The 19,664-nt window shown below is 62.6% G+C and carries 21 protein-coding genes; 15 read left to right on the top strand and 6 right to left on the bottom strand.

Going from position 1 to position 19,664, the window contains the following annotated elements; genetic code table 11:
• Positions 1-27: 27 nt before the first annotated feature.
• Positions 28-678 carry a BON domain-containing protein gene (locus CK489_RS00910; protein WP_050626050.1) on the top strand — a complete coding sequence of 217 codons (651 nt, stop codon included), beginning with the start codon at positions 28-30 and terminating at the stop codon, positions 676-678.
• 166 nt (positions 679-844) lie between these two features.
• A complete protein-coding gene (locus tag CK489_RS00905; protein ID WP_095731176.1) occupies positions 845-1,321 on the top strand; it encodes a nitroreductase family protein in 477 nt (158 codons plus the stop codon).
• Between the two features lie 153 nt (positions 1,322-1,474).
• Here CK489_RS00905 and CK489_RS40495 read toward each other — a convergent pair whose 3' ends face one another.
• Positions 1,475-1,678: a hypothetical protein gene (locus CK489_RS40495; RefSeq protein ID WP_143278064.1), complete on the bottom strand. Its 204-nt coding sequence runs from the start codon at positions 1,676-1,678 to the stop codon at positions 1,475-1,477.
• 221 nt (positions 1,679-1,899) lie between these two features.
• Here CK489_RS40495 and CK489_RS00900 point away from each other — a divergent pair, with 221 nt between their 5' ends.
• Together CK489_RS00900 and CK489_RS00895 are read left to right on the top strand one after the other, a co-directional pair.
• Positions 1,900-2,361, top strand: coding sequence for a CBS domain-containing protein (locus tag CK489_RS00900; protein ID WP_095730967.1), 462 nt, complete (start codon positions 1,900-1,902; stop codon positions 2,359-2,361).
• Positions 2,362-2,477: 116 nt separating this feature from the next.
• Positions 2,478-3,263: a 3'(2'),5'-bisphosphate nucleotidase CysQ family protein gene (locus CK489_RS00895; RefSeq protein WP_245350232.1), complete on the top strand. Its 786-nt coding sequence runs from the start codon at positions 2,478-2,480 to the stop codon at positions 3,261-3,263.
• A 289-nt stretch (positions 3,264-3,552) separates the two neighbouring features.
• Here the strand turns inward: CK489_RS00895 and CK489_RS00885 are convergent, their stop codons facing one another.
• The gene (locus CK489_RS00885; protein ID WP_095730964.1) at positions 3,553-4,845 is read right to left on the bottom strand and encodes an MFS transporter; all 1,293 of its coding nucleotides are present in this window, start codon (positions 4,843-4,845) and stop codon (positions 3,553-3,555) included.
• A 257-nt stretch (positions 4,846-5,102) separates the two neighbouring features.
• Here CK489_RS00885 and CK489_RS40490 point away from each other — a divergent pair, with 257 nt between their 5' ends.
• The 3 genes from CK489_RS40490 to CK489_RS00875 are packed head-to-tail and all read left to right on the top strand — an operon-like array spanning position 5,103 to position 7,686.
• Positions 5,103-5,288, top strand: coding sequence for a hypothetical protein (locus CK489_RS40490; protein ID WP_050626045.1), 186 nt, complete (start codon positions 5,103-5,105; stop codon positions 5,286-5,288).
• Positions 5,285-6,301, top strand: a complete 1,017-nt coding sequence (locus CK489_RS00880; RefSeq protein ID WP_095730963.1) for an LOG family protein — start codon at positions 5,285-5,287, stop codon at positions 6,299-6,301. The genes CK489_RS40490 and CK489_RS00880 overlap by 4 nt, the downstream gene beginning before the upstream one ends.
• Positions 6,214-7,686, top strand: coding sequence for an MBL fold metallo-hydrolase (locus CK489_RS00875; protein ID WP_349626909.1), 1,473 nt, complete (start codon positions 6,214-6,216; stop codon positions 7,684-7,686). The genes CK489_RS00880 and CK489_RS00875 overlap by 88 nt, the downstream gene beginning before the upstream one ends.
• A gap of 61 nt (positions 7,687-7,747) precedes the next feature.
• Here CK489_RS00875 and CK489_RS00870 read toward each other — a convergent pair whose 3' ends face one another.
• The gene (locus CK489_RS00870) at positions 7,748-8,467 is read right to left on the bottom strand and encodes a CBS domain-containing protein (protein ID WP_050626112.1); all 720 of its coding nucleotides are present in this window, start codon (positions 8,465-8,467) and stop codon (positions 7,748-7,750) included.
• 183 nt (positions 8,468-8,650) lie between these two features.
• On the opposite strand from CK489_RS00870, the gene CK489_RS41190 reads away from it, so the two are divergent.
• The 4 genes from CK489_RS41190 to ftsH all read left to right on the top strand — a co-directional run bounded on the left by CK489_RS41190 (position 8,651) and on the right by ftsH (position 11,711).
• Positions 8,651-9,142, top strand: a complete 492-nt coding sequence (locus CK489_RS41190; RefSeq protein ID WP_157860858.1) for a hypothetical protein — start codon at positions 8,651-8,653, stop codon at positions 9,140-9,142.
• Entirely contained in the window at positions 9,118-9,417 is a 300-nt protein-coding gene (locus CK489_RS00865) for a hypothetical protein (RefSeq protein ID WP_095730961.1), read from the top strand. The genes CK489_RS41190 and CK489_RS00865 overlap by 25 nt, the downstream gene beginning before the upstream one ends.
• Positions 9,418-9,490: 73 nt before the next feature.
• On the top strand, positions 9,491-9,838 hold the full coding sequence (locus CK489_RS00860) for a c-type cytochrome (RefSeq protein WP_095730960.1): 348 nt from the start codon (positions 9,491-9,493) through the stop codon (positions 9,836-9,838).
• A gap of 31 nt (positions 9,839-9,869) precedes the next feature.
• Positions 9,870-11,711 carry an ATP-dependent zinc metalloprotease FtsH gene (ftsH, locus tag CK489_RS00855; RefSeq protein WP_095730959.1) on the top strand — a complete coding sequence of 614 codons (1,842 nt, stop codon included), beginning with the start codon at positions 9,870-9,872 and terminating at the stop codon, positions 11,709-11,711.
• An 85-nt stretch (positions 11,712-11,796) separates the two neighbouring features.
• Here ftsH and CK489_RS00850 read toward each other — a convergent pair whose 3' ends face one another.
• Positions 11,797-12,531, bottom strand: a complete 735-nt coding sequence (locus CK489_RS00850; protein WP_095730958.1) for a CBS domain-containing protein — start codon at positions 12,529-12,531, stop codon at positions 11,797-11,799.
• Positions 12,532-13,009: 478 nt separating this feature from the next.
• On the opposite strand from CK489_RS00850, the gene CK489_RS00840 reads away from it, so the two are divergent.
• The 3 genes from CK489_RS00840 (at position 13,010) to CK489_RS00830 (ending at position 14,563) form a co-directional block, all read left to right on the top strand.
• Complete coding sequence (locus tag CK489_RS00840) at positions 13,010-13,831, top strand: universal stress protein (RefSeq protein WP_095730956.1); 822 nt, start codon at positions 13,010-13,012, stop codon at positions 13,829-13,831.
• A gap of 242 nt (positions 13,832-14,073) precedes the next feature.
• A complete protein-coding gene (locus CK489_RS00835; RefSeq protein ID WP_050626111.1) occupies positions 14,074-14,286 on the top strand; it encodes a YgaP family membrane protein in 213 nt (70 codons plus the stop codon).
• A 16-nt stretch (positions 14,287-14,302) separates the two neighbouring features.
• On the top strand, positions 14,303-14,563 hold the full coding sequence (locus CK489_RS00830) for a hypothetical protein (RefSeq protein ID WP_095730954.1): 261 nt from the start codon (positions 14,303-14,305) through the stop codon (positions 14,561-14,563).
• Positions 14,564-14,581: 18 nt separating this feature from the next.
• On the opposite strand, the gene CK489_RS00825 is transcribed toward CK489_RS00830, so the two are convergent.
• Both CK489_RS00825 and mgtA read right to left on the bottom strand, forming a co-directional pair.
• A complete protein-coding gene (locus tag CK489_RS00825) occupies positions 14,582-14,812 on the bottom strand; it encodes a hypothetical protein (protein ID WP_143278063.1) in 231 nt (76 codons plus the stop codon).
• Positions 14,813-14,915: 103 nt separating this feature from the next.
• Positions 14,916-17,525 (bottom strand): magnesium-translocating P-type ATPase, encoded by a 2,610-nt coding sequence (gene mgtA / locus CK489_RS00820; protein ID WP_095730952.1) that lies wholly within the window; start codon positions 17,523-17,525, stop codon positions 14,916-14,918.
• Between the two features lie 373 nt (positions 17,526-17,898).
• On the opposite strand from mgtA, the gene CK489_RS00815 reads away from it, so the two are divergent.
• On the top strand, positions 17,899-19,662 hold the full coding sequence (locus tag CK489_RS00815) for an adenylate/guanylate cyclase domain-containing protein (protein WP_095730951.1): 1,764 nt from the start codon (positions 17,899-17,901) through the stop codon (positions 19,660-19,662).
• The last annotated feature ends 2 nt before the right edge of the window (positions 19,663-19,664 follow it).

The following is a 19,664-nucleotide window of genomic DNA, read 5'->3' as shown; positions in this document are numbered from 1 at the left end:
CGGCCGCAATCTCGCAAGGAGCGACACATGAGAGACAAGACATTGCGCCAGGACGTTATCGATGAGTTCGAGTTCGATCCGAGCTTCGATGGTGCGCACATAGGAATTGCGGCCGAGGACGGGGTCGTTACCCTGACTGGCCACGTGGGCAGCTACGGGCAGAAGCTCGCGGCTGTTGCCGCCACTCAGCGTGTCAAAGGTGTGCATGGCATCGCGGATGAGATCGAAGTTCGCTATCCCAACAACCCGAAGAAGGCCGACGACCAGATCGCAAGGCGTGCGCTGGATCTCCTGCACTGGGATTCCACAGTGTCGCAATACGAGATCAACGCGCTCGTGAGCGCCGGCTGGGTTACCCTCAGCGGCACCGTCAACTGGCAGTTCGAAAGGCGAGCGGCAGAATTGTGCGTTCGCAAGTTGGCCGGCGTGATCGGCGTTCTCAATCATATCAAGTTGAAGCAACGCGCGACGAGCGGCGACATCAAGGCAAAGATTGAGGCCGCGCTGATGCGGCACGCGACGGTCGAGGCAGGCGCCATTCGCGTCTCGGTGACGGGAGGGGATCACGTCGTGCTCGAGGGAGAGGTGGACAACTGGCGCGACCGGAGCGCAGCCGAACACGCAGCTTGGTCTGCTCCGGGCGTAATGTCGGTCGACGATCTGATTGTCGTTCGCTGACTGCCAGGGGGACCAAGAGCGTCGCGTCAATAATGAGCGATCTCCTCCTGCCGTGCGGGGAGCGTTACGGACCGCTTGATCCGTGCCAGCCCGGCTCGTGCGTCACGGCCGATTGATCCGGAGGGTTGCGGTGGGTCAAGGCGCGTGGCCGTTCCGTCGAGCCATCATGGCATGGTCGTCAGAAAGGAGAAGGGAGCCTTGGGCGTTCGTCGTCATCCAGGACAAGACGCGCTTGCGACAATATTCGAGCCGCGCCAAGGCGATGTTGCTTGGCCAGCAAGAGGCCACATCGCATTTCCAGAAATCAGAGCCTCGCGCGCTGGCGATGCTGTCCGATCCGGAGTTCAACATCTTCTATGATGCGGGCACGCTTGTCGTCGTCTGCTGCAAGGCGAAAGGTCCGTTCGTCGAAGCCGATTGCTGGCTCGCGGCTGAGAACCTCATGCTTGCGGCCACGGCACAAGGTCTCGGCACCTGCTGCATTGGCTTCGCTATTGGCATCCTGAACACCCCTGAGGTCAAGGCAGAGCTGGGGATTCCGGACGGCGGCGCGGCCGTTGCCCCGATCATCCTCGGCGTGCCGAGAGAGGCGCCATCTGCTGGAACGCGCAAGCCGCCCACGATATTGAAGTGGGTGCCGTAGCCAATGCCGGGAGATCGTTAAGCAAGAGTGCCGCTGCTGGTCGCAGAAGCGCTGCCGGCAAAAAAGTACCCCGGATGCAGGAGCTAGCCGGGGCAGTCGGGGAGTTCTGGAAGATCTGCGGCGATCTATTTCTCTGGGCCACCTGCGCCGTCGTCACCTCAGTTCGGCGACGGCAACCGGCCGCAGATCATCGTGTTCGACAGGGAGATGGATTCTGGCTCCAGAGCGTGAACCGTCGATTCCGGAGGCGCGATGAGTGTGTAACCCGATAATTGTCACCGCGATGCCGGCAATTAGAGCGAGCGCGACAATCCTGTGATGGGTCGCGCGGTTCGCTACGTAAAAGGTGTGGCTCATGGTCCGCTCCTGCACATAAAGCGTGCCTCAGAACCGCGTGATTGGAAATTCGGGATTGTTCCCTACGGGCATTTGCGGAGCTGACAGTTTGCCGGATGGCCGCGGAGCGCAGGACGAAGGCAAGGAGATGTATGGCGCAATTGATCCAGGTCAGCCCGGCCTCATCGCCCTTAGCGCATACTTGCTCACAATCGGGTACGTGAAGCTTCACGGAGTATGCCATGCTGGCTTTGGAAGTCATGCGCACGTCGTTCGCGACGATCAAGCCGGGCGCGCCATTGCTCGACGCCGTTCGATTATTGCTGGAAACTGGCCAGCGCGGCTTGCCTGTGCTCGATGGCTCAGGAACGCTGATCGGTGTTATCTCCGAGGGCGACTTCCTTCACCGTCGCGAACTCGGCGTACATTGGCCGGAGGGATTCTGGCTCGAATGGCTGCTGAGCAGGGAGGAGGGAAGGCTGGTCCGCGAGCGGACCCGGGCCCTGAGCGTCGACGCCGTGATGAGTCGCAAACCCGTTTGCGTCGGCGAACGCGCGACTGTGGACGAGATCGTTGCCGAAATGGACAAGCATCAGATCTCACAGGTCATCGTGCTCCGGGATACGCGGGTCGTTGGCATCGTTGGCCGCCTGCAGTTGATCACGGCACTTGAGCGAATACTCGCGCGATCCGAAGGCGACTGATGCGGAAGCTGCGGCGGGTAATCGTGCAGCGTGCGAGCGATCAGAGTGGGCTTCCGGCCGAGGGCAGCACCGACGAGAAGCAGTTGCGGCTCGATGCCCGCGCCGCAATCGCGTTGATGGAACCTCTCACGGAACTGGTGATCCGCGCGGGTGCGCGTATCCTGGCGGTGGATCGGGCGGCGGCACATGTGCAGGTCAAGCAGGATCGATCACCGGTCACCGAGGCGGATTTTGCCGCGAACAGCATTCTGGTCGACGGCCTGTCCCGGCTCGTTCCCAATGCGCTGGTGATCTCCGAGGAGTGCCCGCAAACGGTTGATCCCAGCCGTCATCAGAGTTTCTATCTTGTCGATCCGCTTGATGGAACCAAGGAGTTCATTGCAGGACGCAAGGAGTATACGGTGAACGTCGCGCTGGTGACCGGGGGCGTCCCTCTGCTCGGCGTCATCGGCGCACCGGCGCTAGGCATGCTCTGGCGTGGAATTGTCGGGCGAGGCGCCGAACGATTGACGCTGCGCGACGGCCTCAGGCAAGCCCCGCAAGCAATCCGGAGCCGGCGTCATCCGCCCGGCAAGCCCAGCTTGGTGGCAGTAAGCCGATCGCACAGCGACGAGAGAACGGCCGCGATGATCCGAGCGCGAGGCGATATAGTCCGGCGTCGGGTCGGATCGGCACTCAAGTTTGCCTGGGTCGCCGAGGGCAGGATAGATGCCTATCCAAGGCTGTCGCCGACCAGGGAATGGGATGTCGCCGCCGGCCATGCCATCGTGACCGCGGCAGGGGGTGCGGTCACGGACTCGAGCGGCGAGCCAATCAAGTTCGGGCAGATGCAAGCAGGGTTTGTCATTCCCGAATTCGTCGCTTGGGGTGATCCGGCCCCCATCCGCCGGAATCGTTCCTGAGCCGCACCCGACCCGAAGGATGCGCCAAGCCCGCGAAACATCCCAGGCCGGATTTGATTGAGATCAACGAAACGTTCCCCGTGAATCGATCTAATGCATCTGCGCAGGCGCTACTGCGCACCCCACCCGACGATGAAGCTGCCAGCTTCCCCCAAGCTGGCAGCTTTTTCGGGAATGGAGCGCAAGGGGCCGGCTGGGGCATGATCCGGAAGAGCGTGAAACGGCTTTCCGCAAAAGTCATGCTCCAGAGCCAATGCGTGACGATAATTCAATACAATCGCATCGCAATCTAGCAGCGCCGCGGCGTCGGCGACCGCGTCGACGGATGCGATGCAGCCTCTGACCCCGCGCGGAGCCATCGCCTGCCGAGGATCAATTGGGCGGTCACGGCCATGATGCCATTGGCCAATAGCGCATAGCGCACGCCGACCAGATCGGCAGAAAGTCCGGTCAAGAGGCCGCCAAACGAAAGGCCCCCGCGCATGGCCAGCATGTACAGGCTTATCGTCCTGCCACGCAGGCGGGCCGGCGCTGCGGCGTTGAGGAGGGCGTTGGCCGCCGTATTGCTGATCGACATGCAAAAGCCGGCCACGACCAGCAGAAGCGGAAGCACCGAAGTCCATGGGTTCACTGCCGCGATCGCGGTCATCGCGCCGTAAGCGGCGGCGAAAGCGGTGCTCAACTGGCGTTTGTCGCGGCCAGGTTCGACCCCGAGCATCACGACTGCTCCGAGCAGTCCTCCGATTCCGAATGCGCCAATGGCGAGGCTGAACTGGGTGGAATCGCCGTGCAAGATCTCCTTCACCAGGACCGGGCAGAAGACGATCAGTGGCCCGCACAAGGTGCTCGTGACCAGAACGGTGGTCAATGCGCCACGCATGTAGTCCGAGGCAACGATTCTGCGCAAGCCGAGAAGGAGCTGGTGACGGTCGAGTGAGCGGTCAGGGTCGGGGTTGGCCGAACCGGGCGGCAGAATCCAGATCGCGACTGCGATGAAGGGCAAATATGACGCGGCATTTGCAACGAAACAGCTGATCGCGCCGACGCTTGCGATCAACAACCCGCCGAGCGCCGGGCCCAGGATCCGCGAAAGGTTGAACTGTGTCGCGTTCAAGGCAATGGCGCTTCCAATCTGGTCCTGGCGGACGAGTGACGGCGCGATGGTCTGAAAGGAGGGCATCGACAAGGCGTCGGTGATGCCGACGATGAGTGAAAGGACGATCACCATCCATGGCTCGATGAGATGTGTCAGCATCAGGACCACCAGGGCGACTGGACATAGCATCTGGATGGCCTGAAACTTCGCGACGACCCAGCGACGATCTGCGTTGTCTGCGAGCATGCCGCCCGCCAGGATCAGCAGGAAGGCTGGCGCCGACTGCACGAAGCTGTCCAATCCGATCACGAATGAGGAAGCGCCCAGGCTGAGCAGCAACCATGGCTCAGCAACCTGCTGCGACCACATCCCGATATTGGACAGCAACGTGGCGGCAAAGTAGGTGCCGAATCGAGGCGCCCGCAGAAGCCGAAGCGATTGCCTGAACGTTTCGACATGTTTGGGCACGGCGAGCTGAAGTGACATGCTCTTCCACGCAAGAGATAGCCATGTTGGCTTCGGTGACCGATTGACGTAGTCCGATGCCCGGCCTGTGCCTCTCCGGAATCAAGGAAACGAGTAGACCCGTCGCTGGGCATGAACGTTGATCTGGCTCAATGCCGTGTCTGGTCGTCAAGGAGAACCATCGCCCGTCACACGGCTGAATTGACTTTGCTCAAGGCGTGCGCGCAAGCGGTCGCGGATGCTAGCTAACACCTATCGAATGTTGGCGAGGCCCTGCCATGATTGACCAAGTAAAGCCGCCTGCCGTCGAACAGCCCGCGAAGTACGGCACGGGTGTCGGTTGCGAAAAGCCGGGCGACCGCCACCGGCTTCTCGATCTGCTGGAGGACGACGAAGTTCGTGAGGCCCACAAGCACGACCCGGCGCTTGCTGTCTCCAAAACAGAGGGAAGGCCGGCGCCATGACTGACGAAGGGGGTCTGCGATCGGCCCGCCCGAGTTCGGTGCCGAAGCCGCTCCGTGCTGACAGGGGCGCGGCACTCCCGGGAGAGCAGCCCCAGGACGCCGAAGCGGACATTCGTGCGCCCGGCGCTCTGCGAAGCATCCTGCAATCGTCAAGCTATCAAGAGGCGGATCGGGACGAAAATTTTCTGCAGAGCGAAGCCACACGCGGCATTCGCCTCCAACTCGATTTTCTCAAGGCGGAGACCCTGCTCCGGGAACATCAGATCGCTCATACGATCGTCGTCTTCGGCAGCACGCGCATCTGCGAAGCGCAGGCGGCGCGCCGGGCCGTCGCCTCGATAGCTGATACGTTGGCATTGAATCCCGACGATGACGGCTTACAGCGCCGTCTCAAGTCGGCACGGCATATTGCGGCGAACAGCAAGTATTACAGAATCGCGCGCGAGTTCGGACGGATCGTCGGTGCCGCGAGCGAAAAGGCCATCGGCGGCCGCCTGATGATCATGACCGGTGGCGGCCCGGGCATCATGGAAGCAGCCAACCGGGGTGCGCACGACGTCGGGGCCCAGTCAATCGGACTGAACATTACGCTTCCGAAGGAGCAGGACCCGAACCCGTACGTCACGCCCGATCTCTGCTTCACGTTTCACTACTTCGCGATGCGAAAGCTGCATCTCCTGATGCGCGCGCGGGCGCTGGTGGCATTCCCTGGCGGGTTTGGCACGATGGACGAACTGTTCGAAGTGCTGTCATTGGCGCAGACCCGAAAGATTGCGCCGGTGCCGGTCGTGCTGGTCGGCGAGTCGTATTGGCGTCGCGCATTTGATCCGGACTTCCTCGTCGAGGAAGGTGTCATCGATCCGGAAGACAGGGACCTGTTTTGGTTTGCGGAGTCCGCCGAGGAAGCTTGGCAAGGCATTCTGCGGTGGTACGAGGCGTCCGGCCGGCCGCTTCTTCCGGTCGGAGAGGTCGCCTCACGAGGCAAGACGATCAGTCAAGAGGTCGGATCGTGAAATTATCCTTTCATGGCGCCGATCGAGCCGTGACCGGGTCCTGTCACCTGGTGGAATGCCTGAATCGACGCGTTCTGATCGACTGCGGTCTTTTTCAGGGAAGCCGCGACCTGGTGGAAGAGAACAGCGCCGCCTTCGGGTTCGATCCCGCGACCATCGACTATGTTCTGCTGACCCATGCCCACCTGGATCACTGCGGCAGGATTCCATTGCTTGCCAAGCGAGGGTTCAGGGGTGAGGTGATCACGACTGCGGCCAGTCGCGAGCTGGCTCGCCTCGTCCTGGTCGATGCCGCGCATCTCCAGGAAGAAGATGCACAGCGGAGATCCCGCCAATGGCGCAGGCGAGGGGAAGAGGAAGCGTTGCAGCCGCTCTTTAGCGTCGTCGATGCGCTCGATTGCTTCGATCGGTTTGGAAGGACGGCTGAATACGGGAAACCATTGCAGCTCGCAGAAGGACTTCGCGCGACCTACTTCGATGCGGGCCATATCTTGGGCTCAGCGAGCATCCTGATCGAGGCCGCCGAGCACGGCCGCACGCGTTCGGTGCTGTTCTCGGGGGATATCGGCAACGCGGGTCGCCCGCTGCTGCGGCTGCCGAGCCCTCCGGCTCGCGCCGACATTATCGTCATGGAATCGACGTATGGTGACAGGCGCCATCGGTCGCTGCAAGACTCCGTCGAAGAGCTCTACGGCGCGATCGGCAGCACACTGGCGCGCGGCGGCAACGTCATCATCCCGACCTTCGCGCTCGAGCGCGCCCAGGAGCTTCTCTATGCCTTGCGCGAGGGGGTGGAGTGCAGCCGGCTGCCGCCGGCCATGCAGATCTTCCTGGACTCGCCGATGGCGATCTCGGCGACCGAGATATTCAAGCGGCATCCCGAATGTCTCAGCTCCGAGGCCGCTTCCATGTTTCGTGAAGGCCGGGATCCGCTGCAGCCGGCAAATTTGCGTCTCGTCCGCGAGAGTGCCGATTCGGTCGCCGTCAACAGGATAACGGGCGGTGCCGTCATCATGGCCGGGTCCGGGATGTGCACGGGTGGGAGAATTCGCCATCATCTCCGGCACAATATCTGGCGCAAGGAATCGGCGGTCGTATTCGTCGGATACGCCGCCTCGGGAACGATTGCGCGGCAGATCATCGATGGGGCCAGGTCCGTGCGGATGTTCGGCGAGGACATTGCGGTTCGCAGCACGATCTACACGATCAACGGATTTTCAGCCCATGCCGATCAGCCGGAGCTGCTCGCATGGCGACGCGCGATCGGGGGATGCGAGGCAACATTCCTGGTCCATGGCGAAGAGCCCGCGATGCACGCACTCGCCGCGCGTTTGGAGGGACAGCGGGTCGAACTGCCGCGTCTGGGGGACGTATTTGATCTATAGGCGGTTCGCTATCGCGAGCCGCACCATTCCGGCCAGGCAATCATCGTGAGCTGTTGCCGTTTCAGCTCGCAGCCTTCATGTCCTCGGGAGACTCGACGTAGAAGCCGGTATAAGTATCCACGAAGCAGAGGTGATCATGCACCTTCCTGACGCCGGCGGTGTTCTCCGCGGCCACGATGGTTGCTTCGCGCGCATGGTCGCTGGTGACGATGCCGTGCAGATGGACAACGCCGTTGCGGACGGTCACCTCGAACCCGATCGGGCGCCAGCTCACGGCGTCGATCTGCCGGAGGATGCGATCACGGATATGATCGTCGTCTGCGGTCGGATCCGGAACCTCGTGCGCCAGGCTGGCCACGGCCTGGAGCAGATTTGACCGGGTCACGATGCCGACAAGGTCCTTGCCGCGCATCACGGGTAGTCGCTTGATGGCCTTTTTCTCCATCAGGTGCACCAACTCCTCGAGCGGCGTTTGTTCTTCGACCGTGACCGGATCCGGCGTCATCACATCCTCGATCCTGCGACCGCGCTCGTGGACGAAGTCCTCGGCTGCGCGGCCGGGTCCGAACAGGAACTGGAGAATCGCGGAACGCTTGCGTCCGGTTCCGAGCTCGCCGCGGCGCAAGAAGTCGCTTTCCGACACGATTCCTACCAATTTGCCGCCGTCGACGACCGGCAGGCCGCTGATGTGGTTTCGCAGCATGACGTTGGCGGCGTCTTCGATCGAGGTCCGGGACGTAACGGTGACGACATTCCTCGTCATGATCTGGTGCGCGCGCATCGATGCCTCCAATGAGCCTATTTTTGTCAGAATAGGAGCTGCCACGCTCCCTGCCTTGACCTGGCTCAACCGGCTCCGTTCGCCACGCCTTGACCCTCGTCAAGCCGCTGATGATGCCTGGATAGGGTGTGTGGACAGGGGAAAACGGCGCGCCCGTGACGTCGGCTATCGGAGGGAAAGCCGATGCCACAGCAGCCGCGCGCTTCGACAATTCGAGATTACAAGGCCGGTCAAATTGCTCCGCGAGAGGCGGCGCCTGGGATCACCAAACGGTCGATGCGTTTGCATCGAGCGCCGTCCTATCGATGTCGAGCGCGGCGTCGTGCCCGCAGTGCCGCTACCCTCAGCCGCTTCGTCGCACTGCTCTCTGAAACGTGGAGAGCAATTGCAATTGATCCGAAGAGGATAATCATCAAAAGGGCCTTGACCGTTTCACTCGTCATCGCAGAGCCTCCGGATGCACCGTTGTTTGAAGTTGAGCGCAATAGCAGCGGCGTGTTGTTGCTCTGGATCAACAAGCTGACGATCGATGCGTTGAAGGCCCGCGAGCCTTGCAGCGCTGAGGCCGGACGTCTTCTTGATATCGATCAATCCCGGACAAGTGAGGCGGTGGCAAAAAGGGAACCGATGAAACCGCTTGGAAGAACGCGATGTTCCTGCACTTGCCGATTGTAATGCTGGCTACGTTGCCGCCGACGGCTGCAGCGAACGCCATGCCCAAATTCGATATCGTGCGTGAGTGCAAGTCGGAAAGCGGGCCGGACGTATCCTTGGAGCGATGCACGCAGGACGAAGAGCAGGCACGCTCGCAGCTGCAGCCCCTGTGGACGCAATTTGCCGCCGCCGACAGGCTGACCTGCACGCGCGCGACAACCGCCGATGGTAGCGGCAGCTATGTCGAGCTGCTGATATGCTTGGAGATGGCACGTGACGCCAAGGCCCGCCGCTAGTGCGCCGTTCGGCCGTGCTGATGATCCAGCTCGCACCGTATCTGGCGGCGATTGAATCGAGATTGGATGTGCAATGCGGCAGTGGTTGTGTCGGGCCTTGGTCGTGATCGGCGCGTGCTGCGGTGGATCCCTGCACGCACAGTCCGACCTGGTGTCCCGCGGCCGCGATTTCGCGGATCTCGTATGCAGCGCATGTCACGTCGTGTCCGAACGCAAGCAAACCCCGATCCTGCGCGAGCCGGGGCCGGCCTTCGTGCAGATCGCCAGGCGCGCATCCACGACCGACGGCGGTCTGCGTGCCTATCTCGATACGAAGCACCCGGATATGGGGCCGTCCGGGCGCATGCCGAATCCACGGCTGGCGGATTATCAGATCGATGAGGTCGTCGCCTACATGCTGAGCTTGCGCGATCATCCCTGATCATGGCGCAGTGATCGGAGGGCCATAGGAGATGAGCGAAAAGTCACCGACGCGGAGGCAGGTCTCGTGGCTTGCGATACTGGCATTCGGCTGGTTCGGCATGTTCCTGATGCAGTGGTACCTGACCACGGGCAGCACGGTCGAAACCATTCCTTACAGCAGGTTCGAGGAGCTCGTCGCACAGGGCGCTGTTACCGACGTCGTGGTCGGGAAAGAGACGATCGAGGGGAAGCTCAAGGACAAGCTTGCCAATGGAAAGTCGGCCTTCGTTACGGCGCGGGTGGATTTGCCGCTGGCGGAGAAACTCGCTTCCAAGGGGATTTCCGTCACGGGAGCACCGTCAGATGGCTGGCTGGGAAATGTCGTTTCGTGGATCGTCCCGCTCATCGTGCTCTATGGATTCTGGTTCTTCATGGCCGGCCGTTTCGGTGACCGGCAGGGCGTGAGCGGCGTCATGGGAATCGGAAAGTCTCGTGCCAAAGTCTATGTCGAGAAGGACATCAAGGTGACGTTCGCGGACGTTGCAGGTGTCGACGAGGCGAAGTTCGAACTGCAGGAGGTGGTCTCGTTTCTCAGAGCGCCCGAGAGCTATGGTCGGCTGGGCGCGCATGTTCCCAAGGGAATATTGCTGGTAGGCCCGCCGGGAACGGGCAAGACGTTGCTTGCGCGTGCCGTTGCCGGCGAGGCGGGCGTGCCCTTCTTCTCGATCTCTGGATCGGAGTTCGTCGAGCTGTTCGTCGGCGTTGGTGCAGCCCGGGTGCGGGATTTGTTCGAACAGGCAAGGAAGGCGGCCCCCTGCATCATTTTCATCGACGAGCTTGACGCCCTTGGTCGTAGCCGGATGCCCAGTGCGCTCGGCGGCTATGACGAGAAGGAGCAGACGCTCAATCAGCTGCTGGCCGAGCTCGATGGATTTGATCCAAGCGCCGGCGTCATTCTCCTGGCGGCGACCAATCGACCGGAGATTCTCGACCCTGCGCTGCTGCGGGCGGGCCGCTTCGATCGTCAGGTACTGGTGGATCGTCCGGACAGGTCTGGACGTGTTGCCATCCTCAAGGTCCATATCAAGAAGATCAAGATCGGTCCTGATGTCGATATCGACCTGATCGCAGGAATGACGGCCGGCTTTACCGGCGCCGATCTTGCCAATCTGATCAACGAAGCTGCCATCGCAGCGACGCGACGGAACGCCGGCGAGGTCGCTTCCGTCGACTTCACGGCAGCGATCGAGCGGATCGTCGCCGGCATCGAGAAGAAGAGCAGGACGCTCAGCTCGAGCGAGCGCAGGCGGACCGCCTATCACGAGATGGGCCACGCCCTGGTCGCCGCCAGCCTTCCGGGCGTGGACCCCGTGCAAAAGGTGTCGATCATTCCGCGGGGTGTCGGCGCACTCGGGTACACGATGCAGCGTCCTACGGAGGACAGGTTTCTTCTCACAATCAGCGAGCTAAAGAACCGGATTGCGGTTTTGATGGGTGGTCGAGCGGCCGAACGTCTGATCTTCGATGGTGACGTATCGACCGGAGCTGCCGACGACCTCCAGCGCGCCACCGAGATTGCGATTGAAATGGTCACGAAGCATGGAATGGATGCGGGCGTCGGTCAACGAACCTACGCTCCCAAGCCGCAGGCGTTCATGCCTGCCATGCAGGACGTCGTCGTCAGTGCCGCTCAGGAAACGAGCCGCGAGATCGATCTTGCCGTTCGACAGCTGGTCGAGGCCGGTGAAGCCTGTGCGCAGGATATCCTGCGCAGTCGGCGAGGTGACCTGGAAGCCGGGGTAGAGCTCCTGATCAAGCAAGAAACGTTGACGGCGGAGCAATTTGCCCCGCTGTCCTCGGAGAGGTCGAAGGACATACGGGTTGTCGCATAGATTGCCGGTCGATCTCATCGGCAACGTTGCGCCCGGAAGGGAATAGGGCCTGAAGCCTACCTGTCGCGCCGGTGGCGAGCCACTTTCAGTGAGCCTGCTTCTCCAGCAGTTCCTGGTCTTCGGAAGATTTGAGGTAGAAGCCCGAGAAGCTATCACCCCAGCAGAGGTGATCATGCACCTCGACGACGCCGGGAACGTTCTCGGCCGCGACGATCGCGGCCTTGCGAAACCTGCTCTCGGTAATCACGCCGCTCAGATGGACGACGCCGTCTCGGACGATGACGCTGAGTCCCAACGGGCACCAGGCTTTCGGTTCGATCTCGTCCAGAATGCGCCGCCGGATCTGGTCGTCGTTCTCGGTCGGAGCGGGCAGCTCGCGTCCAAGGCTCGCCACCGTTCGCAGCAAGCTGCTGCGGGTGATGATACCGACAAGCTTGCCGCCGCGCACCACCGGCAACCGTTTGACGTTGTTCTTCTCCATCTGCTCGACGACCGTCGACAGCGGTGCATCTTCGGTCACGGTGACCGGCGTGCATGTCATGATCTCCGAGACCTTGCGTCCATGCTCGAATACGTAGTCGTCGGCCCATTGTCCCGGTCCGAGGATGAAGGTCGCCAGCCAATTGCGCTTTCTTTCGGTGCCGATCTCGCTGCGGTGAAGGAAATCGCCTTCGGTGATGATGCCGACGAGCGTGCCGTCGAGATCGACCACTGGAAGCCCGCTGACGCGGTGCCGAAGCATGATGTTTGCCGCGTCGAGGATGGTGCTGTCCGGTGTCGTCGAAAGCACCTTACGGGTCATGATCTGGTGCGCGTACATCCGAACTTCTCCCATCATACTGGAACGTAGATTCAGCCTAGTTCCTGATGCATCGGGCACATTGATCTGACGCAAGCGGTAAACTGCGTGCGGTTTGATCTGGCGCAATGTCGCGCAGGCTCCCCGCGGTATGAAATGCGGGTCCTTGCAGGCCCAACACGCACGTCCTTCACAGAGGCCAGATCGTGTTTCGGGCTGCGTTGGATGAAGGGCGGTGCTCGCCGTTGCATCCCCAGCGGCGGAGCCGCCCTTCCCCTGGATAGCTCCGGCGTCGCCGCAGGCGACACGCGATCACTTCATGAAGGTCGCGGCCGATATGGGGCGCTCGCCCGCTCGGCCCGCAGCGTCAAGCGGGACTCGGATCAGGCAGGCGCCGGACGAAGAGCTCAGGGGATCGAGGCGCGCTTGACTTGGCTCAATGTCGGCAGAGCCGCCATGCACGACAATGAACGATATTTCAGCGCGGTGGAGCAGGCACATGAATTTGGCCAATGTCATGGTTTACGTCGATCCTCAGCAACAAGACGAGGGACAGATTCGCATCGCCGAGGGCATTGCGGACAAGTTTCATGCGTCGATGATCGGCGTTTCAGCGTCCGCCATCGATCCGCCCATTGTCGCCGAAGGGGTGATCATCGAGCAGACCACTGAAGACGACATCAAGCGGATGCGGACCGATCTCGCGGCCAAGGGCGAGTGGTTCAGGAAGATCGTCGGACGGGACCGCCATCAGGTGGAATGGCGATGGGCACTGGAATCCCCGACTGCGTTCCTGGCGGAACAGGCCAGGGCGGCAGATCTGGTTGTCTTCAAGCGCCGGAAAGCCCAGTCCGATAATTTCCATTACCTCGACTCGGCCGAGGCCATCCTGCCGATGGGGCGTCCCACCCTATCGGTGCCGGAAGGCGTGACCGGCCTGTCGGCCGACCGCATCGTAGTCGGCTGGAAGGACACCCGCGAGGCACGTCTGGCGATCCGGGACGCCTTGCCCTTCCTGATCAGGGCTTCGAGGGTCACCGTCGCCGAAATCTGCTCGTCGGACGAGCAGGACGCGGCGACCCGCCGCTTGCGTGACGTTGCGAGCTATCTCGAAAGGCACAGCGTCAATTGCCAGTTCGATGTACGCGTCCACACCGCCGAGCCAGATGCAGGGTACCTCATCAGACTGGCAAGGAACGAAGACGCCGACCTCATCGTCACCGGAGGCTATGGGCACAGCCGGCTCGGAGAATGGATGTTCGGCGGCATGACGCGCAGCTTGCTGCAGCAAGCTCCGATCTGCCTGCTGATGTCGCACTAGATCGGACGTCGCCCGAGGGAGCAGTGACGGTGGCCTCCGCGGACGTCGGTCTTGCGATCGTCACGGCCGTGAGCGCCGCCCGGCGCGCGGTCGGAGCGTCCTTGGTCATCTGAGGTCTGACAAATCGACAATGGAGTGAAGTGCCGCTGGCTGATGACCCGCGTCGCATGAATTGATCACGATCAAGGGCTGTGGACTGGAGAGCGTTCAATATGGATTTGGATCGAAGGAGGTTCATTGCCATGACGCGCAACGTCGGACTTATTGATCAGTACGCCCGGATCATCATCGGTCTGGCTCTGATTGCATATACGTTGAAAGACGGCTCGCTTGGAGCAGGCTGGTTGGTCGCCGGTACTCTCGGAATCATCCTGATCGCGACTGCATTCTTCTCGTACTGCCCGCTCTACACGTTGCTGGGAATCAACACCCGGCGCAGGTCCAGCTCGGTCTAGAGATCTGGCAACAAAAATGCATAGAAACCTGATTCTTGCCGAGTTGCGATCGCGACTCGATCGTCTCGGCGGCGGCGCTGTCTTGGCAATCTCCGATCATGATTACGAGCGGTTGTTTGGGATCAACGAGGTTGCTGCGGCCAAGGCCGCGCAGTTTGCCAGCAAGCATCATTGCGTGAGCATTCCGGGAGAGGATGCGGTGTACTTTCGGAAATTGAACTCCGACGCGTATGGCTCGGTCGGGTTGGTTCAAGACGCGGCCGCAATGTCTCGCTGAACCGCAATCTGCGAAGCTTCAGTCGAGCGTGATGACGGTCAGAAGCAGCCGGAATATCTCCCAGCCGGCCGCCACCAGCAATGTTCCGACAATCAGCAGGCGGCCGTACCATGAAACGGTCGGACCGCTGCGAATACGCCGGCGTCGGACCGGTTGGCCGGCTATTGGCGTCGGCGCTGAAGTCGCGATGGCACGAGCATCGCTGTCGCGCACGTCGTCAAGTTTCTGCTGGTTTCGTGATCGATCCATTTGTCGTCAAGCCGCATATTGTTTCGGCGCAGGATCGCATTCGGAGGAAAAGCAGCCTTGATGCGGATCAACGCTGGTCCCGCTAATGGCTAGCGTTCGTGAATCATCCGTTCAGCGCGGCGTCGCTGGCGGGATAGCGTCGCTCCAACGCGGCGCGATTTGGCACATGTGCAGCGGCCGGGAGCGCAAGACGCTTTCCGGCCTCGGCCACGGCGAGGTAGCTGATCGTTATCAAAGTTATCGCACCCAGCAGCACCGGCGGCAGGGCCGCGAAACCGAACAGCGAATGGGCTGGTCCCAGTGCCAGGAAGATCCCCGAAGCAAGCGCGCCCAGCGAGCCGAATGCCAGGATGCGGTGCGGTCGGCTGGCGCGCCATGGCGGACGCCGCGAGCGGATCAGGAAGATCACGAGGATCTGGGTCGCGATCGATTCCAGGAACCAGCCGGTTTGGAATGCGGCCGCCTCAGCATGGAAGACCTTCAGGAGAATGACGAAAGTCGCAACGTCGAACAGCGACGAAATCGAGCCCATGACGAAGGTGAACCGCAGGATATCCGCCATGTTCCATGATTGGGGGCTCTCGGCATCTTCCTCGTCGATCTCGTCGAATGGAATGCCGGTCTCGGAGAGATCGTAGAGCAGATTGTTCAGGAGGATCTGCAGCGGCAACAGCGGCAGGAACGGCAGGGCAAGTGATGCCAGCGCCATCGATAGCATGTTGCCGAAATTCGAGCTGGTGCCCATGCGGACATATTTCAGGATGTTTGCGAATGTGCGCCGTCCCTCGATCACGCCCGCGCCCAGCACCGAGAGGTCCGGAGCCAGCAGGATCATGTCCGCCGCGGCTCGCGCCACTTCGGTCGCGCCGGCGACGGAGATGCCGACATGGGCGGCATGAATCGCCGGAGCGTCGTTGACGCCGTCACCCATGAAGCCGACGACGTGACCGCGCCGGCGCAAGGCGCGAATGATCCGTCTCTTCTGCTCCGGATCGATCCGAGCGAACAGGTCGACGTGCTCGATCTGGGTGGCGAGCGCCTGATCGGTCAAGCCGGCAATCTCGCCTCCGGTCAGGATGCGTCCCGAAGGCAGGCCGACAGCGTCGGCGACATGCGCGACGACCGCTGCGTGATCTCCGGAAAGCACCTTGATGCCGACGCCGCGTGACGTCAGATCCCGAACCGAGTCGGCCGCATCGCGCTTCGGAGGGTCCGCGAAGGCGCAGAATCCGACCACCGTAAGGACGGCCTCGTCCTCGGTCGTGACGTCGACTCGGTCCGGCGCCATGGTTCGGATCGCGACGCCGAGCAGTCGAAAGCCTTGCCGCGCTTGGTCGTCCTGCAGGCGAACGAGCTGGGCACGGTGGCTATCATCCAGCGGTCGGGCCAAGCCGTCGACCTCGACAGCGACCGCACGGGCCATGATCGCTTCCGGCGCGCCCTTGACGATCAGGAAGCGGTCATTGTCTCGCGCCGCAAGGACCGACAGGCAGCGCCGCTCAAAGTCAAACGGGATCTCGGCGAGCCGGGTCCAGGTGCTGCTTCCAGCCGGGCTTTCCGTGGCGAGCAGCGCCTCATCCAGCGGGCTGTGGATGCCGGTCTGGAAAGCGCTGTTCAATCGAGCCAGCTCGAGCACCCGATCACTGGAGTGCCCCGCGGGATCAAGATGTGCCGCGAGCGTGATCTTGGCTTCGGTCAGCGTGCCTGTCTTGTCGACGCATAGCGTGTCCATCGCGCCGAGATCGTGGATGGCAGACAGCCTTTTGACGATCACCTGCCGCTCCGCCATCCGCTGCGCTCCCCGCGCCAATGTCACCGTCATCACCATCGGCAGGAGCTCGGGGGTCAGGCCGACGGCGAGCGCGACGGCGAACAGGAATGATTCCATGGCCGGCCGATGTGCCACGAGATGGGCGAGCAGCACGAACAGCGTCAAAAACAGCGTCAGTTTGAGAATGAGCAGACCAAGCTTCTGGACGCCTTGCTCGAGCGCGCTTGGAGGATCGTTCGCCAACAGCTCGGCGCTGATCATGCCGAAGCGCGTACGACGCCCGGTCTCGACGACAAGCATTACCCCGCTGCCGCCGACGACGCTGGTGCCGGCGAACAGGGCATTGCTCGCTTCCGCAGGCAGGCTGGTGGCGCATGGCTCCGTGGTCTTGGCGGCGGGAAACGGTTCACCGGTCATGAGGGCTTCGTTCAGCTGGAAATCGCGTGCCACAAGCGCGACCCCATCGGCCGGCACGAGGTCGCCGGTCCGCAGCTCCACGACGTCTCCGGGGACGAGCTCGCTGACCGGCAGCGCGACGATCGCGCCATCGCGAATGACGTCAGCTTGGATGGCAACCGAGCGCCGCAACGCATCGGCGGCAACCTCCGCGCGGTGCTCCTGCACGATATCCAGCGTCAGCGACAGACCCACCACGAGCGTGATGATTGCAAAGCTCGCGAGGTCGCCGCTGAACCCCGACACGGCCGCCGCCGCGATCAGGATGGCAATCAGCGGATTGAGCAGTCGATGTACGGCCTTCTGCAGGATCGATCGCGTCGGCGACGGCTCGGCGAGGTTCGGGCCGACCTGGGCGAGCCGCTTCCTGGCCTCCTGTTGGCGCAGGCCGCGCCGTTGTGTGTTGAGACTCTGCAAGAGTGAATCGGTTGGCTCCCGCCAGAATGCTTCAACGGCTGGTCCATACGCGGACGGCTTGAGCGGCATGGGAATCCCGTGATGCTGGAAGGGCTCACAGAAATTGTAGTTCGGCCGTGCGGATTCGAGGTTGATGTGGCTCAAGCTGCCCGCGCCAGGGCAAGAGCCCTTGGCGGTAACCAATTGATTGGGAGTTCGAATCGCAATTCCGAACTGGCCCCGCGCGTAGCTCCGGCTGGCGCAGCCGGACGGCTCGTTTTCATGCAATGAGGGGATCAGGCCGCGGTCGCGTGACTTGTTGTCGCCGACCCGTTTCCAACCGCAGCGAATTGGCCGCCCGCCCAGGGTACTCCCGATGGCTCCTGCCGGGCCTCTGTCGAGGCTTGGGTGACATCCCGGGATTTGCTACACTTGGAGCGAGGTAACCGGGCAGATCGTTCAGATGGACGTGCCAGGACCAGAGCGCCGGCTCGCTGCGGTCCTCGCCGCCGACATGGTCGGCTTTAGCCGCCTGATGGAGGCTGACGAGACGGGCACCCTTGCGCGCCTCAAGACCCATCGGATCGAGCTGATCGATCCGGCGATAGCCAAGAATCGCGGCCGCATCATCAAGACCACCGGCGACGGCATGCTGGTCGAGTTTCACAGCGTCGTCGATGCGGTGCTGTGCGCGGCCGAGGTCCAGAGCCGGATGGCCAAGCGCAACACCGACGTTGCGCCGGCGCGGTGGATGCAGTTTCGCATCGGCATCAATCTCGGCGATGTGATCGTCGACGGCGCCGACATCTTCGGCGACGGCGTCAATATCGCGTCCCGCCTGGAGACGCTGGCCGAACCCGGCGGCATCTGCATTTCCGGCGCGGTCCGCGACCAGGTCGGTGATCGCCTGGAAGACCTGAGCTTCGAGGATCTCGGCGACCAGACCGTCAAGAACATCGCGCGTCCGATCCGGGTTTTCCGCGTCCATTTCGAATCGGGCGCCAAATCCGTGGCCGAGCAGTCGAGTGCCGTGGCCCGTCCTGTCGTTGCCAAGAAGCCCTCCATCGCCGTGCTGCCGCTCGTCAACATGAGCGGCGATCCCGAACAGGAATTCTTCGCCGACGGACTCACCGAGGACATCATCACCGAGCTATCGCGCTTCCACGATCTGCTGGTGATCTCACGCAATTCGACCTTCGTGTACAAGGGCAAGGCCGTGAAGGTGCAGGACGTCGCGAAGGAGTTCGCGGTCGACTATGTGCTGGAGGGCAGCGTGCGCAAGGCGGGCGGCCGGATCCGCGTCACGGTACAGCTGATCGACGCCGAGGCCGACCGGCACGTCTGGGCCGAACGCTACGATCGCGAGCTCGCCGACATCTTCGCCATCCAGGACGAGATGACGCGCGCGATCGTATCGACCCTGCCGGGACGCGTCGAGGCGGCGGCGCACGACCGCGTCAAGCGCAAGCCGACCGACAACATGGCGGCCTACGAGTGCGTGCTGGCCGCCAAGGTGCTGCATCATCGCTCGGCACGGGATGACAATGCGGAAGCGCAGCGCCTGCTCGAGCGGGCGATCGTGCTCGATCCCAACTACGCCCATGCGCACGCCTGGCGCGCCTGCGTGCTCGGCCAGACCTGGGTCTACAGCTGGTGCGACGACCGCGACGCGACCTTTGCGCAGGTGGCCGCCGAACTCGAGATCGCGCTGAAGCTCGACGACAACGACAGCGACGTGCATCGGATCCTCGCCGCGCTGAACCTCAACCGCGACGACCACGACAAGGCGGCCTTCCACCAGGAGCGCGCGCTGACGCTCAACCCGAACTACGACCTCGTCGTCGTACAGCAGGGCGAGCTGCTGACCTGGCTCGGACGGCCGGAGGAGGGCATCGACTGGATCAAGCGCGCGATGCGCCTCAATCCGTTCCATCCGGAGCGCTTCTGGAGCCACCTCGGCCGGGCCTGCTACTGCGCCGAGAAATACGCCGACGCGGCGGAGGCGTTCTCGCGCATCACGCGGCCCGACCATACCCATCACGCCTTCCTCGCCGCGACCCTGGCGCAGATGGGCAATGCGGTGGCGGCCACGGCCCATGCCGCCGAGGTACTGAAGCGCGAGCCGGGCTTCTCGGTTTCGGCCCATCTGGCAACCCAGCACTACAAGCGCGAGCCCGACCGCGCGCGCTACGAGGCCGGCCTGCTCAAGGCGGGACTGCCGGCTTGATC

Source organism: Bradyrhizobium sp. UFLA03-84 (assembly GCF_002289535.1).
Classification (GTDB): Bacteria; Pseudomonadota; Alphaproteobacteria; order Rhizobiales; family Xanthobacteraceae; genus Bradyrhizobium; species Bradyrhizobium viridifuturi.
This window is presented reverse-complemented; position numbering and strand designations above follow the sequence as displayed.

Excerpts from the sequence above, each read along its gene's own strand:
- CK489_RS00910 (WP_050626050.1), top strand. The coding sequence starts at position 28 with ATGAGAGACAAGACATTGCGCCAGGACGTTATCGATGAGTTCGAGTTC.
- CK489_RS00905 (WP_095731176.1), top strand. The coding sequence starts at position 845 with ATGGCATGGTCGTCAGAAAGGAGAAGGGAGCCTTGGGCGTTCGTCGTC.
- CK489_RS40495 (WP_143278064.1), bottom strand. The coding sequence starts at position 1,678 with ATGAGCCACACCTTTTACGTAGCGAACCGCGCGACCCATCACAGGATT.
- CK489_RS00900 (WP_095730967.1), top strand. The coding sequence starts at position 1,900 with ATGCTGGCTTTGGAAGTCATGCGCACGTCGTTCGCGACGATCAAGCCG.
- CK489_RS00895 (WP_245350232.1), top strand. The coding sequence starts at position 2,478 with ATGGAACCTCTCACGGAACTGGTGATCCGCGCGGGTGCGCGTATCCTG.
- CK489_RS00885 (WP_095730964.1), bottom strand. The coding sequence starts at position 4,845 with ATGTCACTTCAGCTCGCCGTGCCCAAACATGTCGAAACGTTCAGGCAA.
- CK489_RS40490 (WP_050626045.1), top strand. The coding sequence starts at position 5,103 with ATGATTGACCAAGTAAAGCCGCCTGCCGTCGAACAGCCCGCGAAGTAC.
- CK489_RS00880 (WP_095730963.1), top strand. The coding sequence starts at position 5,285 with ATGACTGACGAAGGGGGTCTGCGATCGGCCCGCCCGAGTTCGGTGCCG.
- CK489_RS00870 (WP_050626112.1), bottom strand. The coding sequence starts at position 8,467 with ATGCGCGCGCACCAGATCATGACGAGGAATGTCGTCACCGTTACGTCC.
- CK489_RS41190 (WP_157860858.1), top strand. The coding sequence starts at position 8,651 with ATGCCACAGCAGCCGCGCGCTTCGACAATTCGAGATTACAAGGCCGGT.
- CK489_RS00865 (WP_095730961.1), top strand. The coding sequence starts at position 9,118 with ATGTTCCTGCACTTGCCGATTGTAATGCTGGCTACGTTGCCGCCGACG.
- CK489_RS00860 (WP_095730960.1), top strand. The coding sequence starts at position 9,491 with ATGCGGCAGTGGTTGTGTCGGGCCTTGGTCGTGATCGGCGCGTGCTGC.
- ftsH (WP_095730959.1), top strand. The coding sequence starts at position 9,870 with ATGAGCGAAAAGTCACCGACGCGGAGGCAGGTCTCGTGGCTTGCGATA.
- CK489_RS00850 (WP_095730958.1), bottom strand. The coding sequence starts at position 12,531 with ATGTACGCGCACCAGATCATGACCCGTAAGGTGCTTTCGACGACACCG.
- CK489_RS00840 (WP_095730956.1), top strand. The coding sequence starts at position 13,010 with ATGAATTTGGCCAATGTCATGGTTTACGTCGATCCTCAGCAACAAGAC.
- CK489_RS00835 (WP_050626111.1), top strand. The coding sequence starts at position 14,074 with ATGACGCGCAACGTCGGACTTATTGATCAGTACGCCCGGATCATCATC.
- CK489_RS00830 (WP_095730954.1), top strand. The coding sequence starts at position 14,303 with ATGCATAGAAACCTGATTCTTGCCGAGTTGCGATCGCGACTCGATCGT.
- CK489_RS00825 (WP_143278063.1), bottom strand. The coding sequence starts at position 14,812 with ATGGATCGATCACGAAACCAGCAGAAACTTGACGACGTGCGCGACAGC.
- mgtA (WP_095730952.1), bottom strand. The coding sequence starts at position 17,525 with ATGCCGCTCAAGCCGTCCGCGTATGGACCAGCCGTTGAAGCATTCTGG.
- CK489_RS00815 (WP_095730951.1), top strand. The coding sequence starts at position 17,899 with ATGGACGTGCCAGGACCAGAGCGCCGGCTCGCTGCGGTCCTCGCCGCC.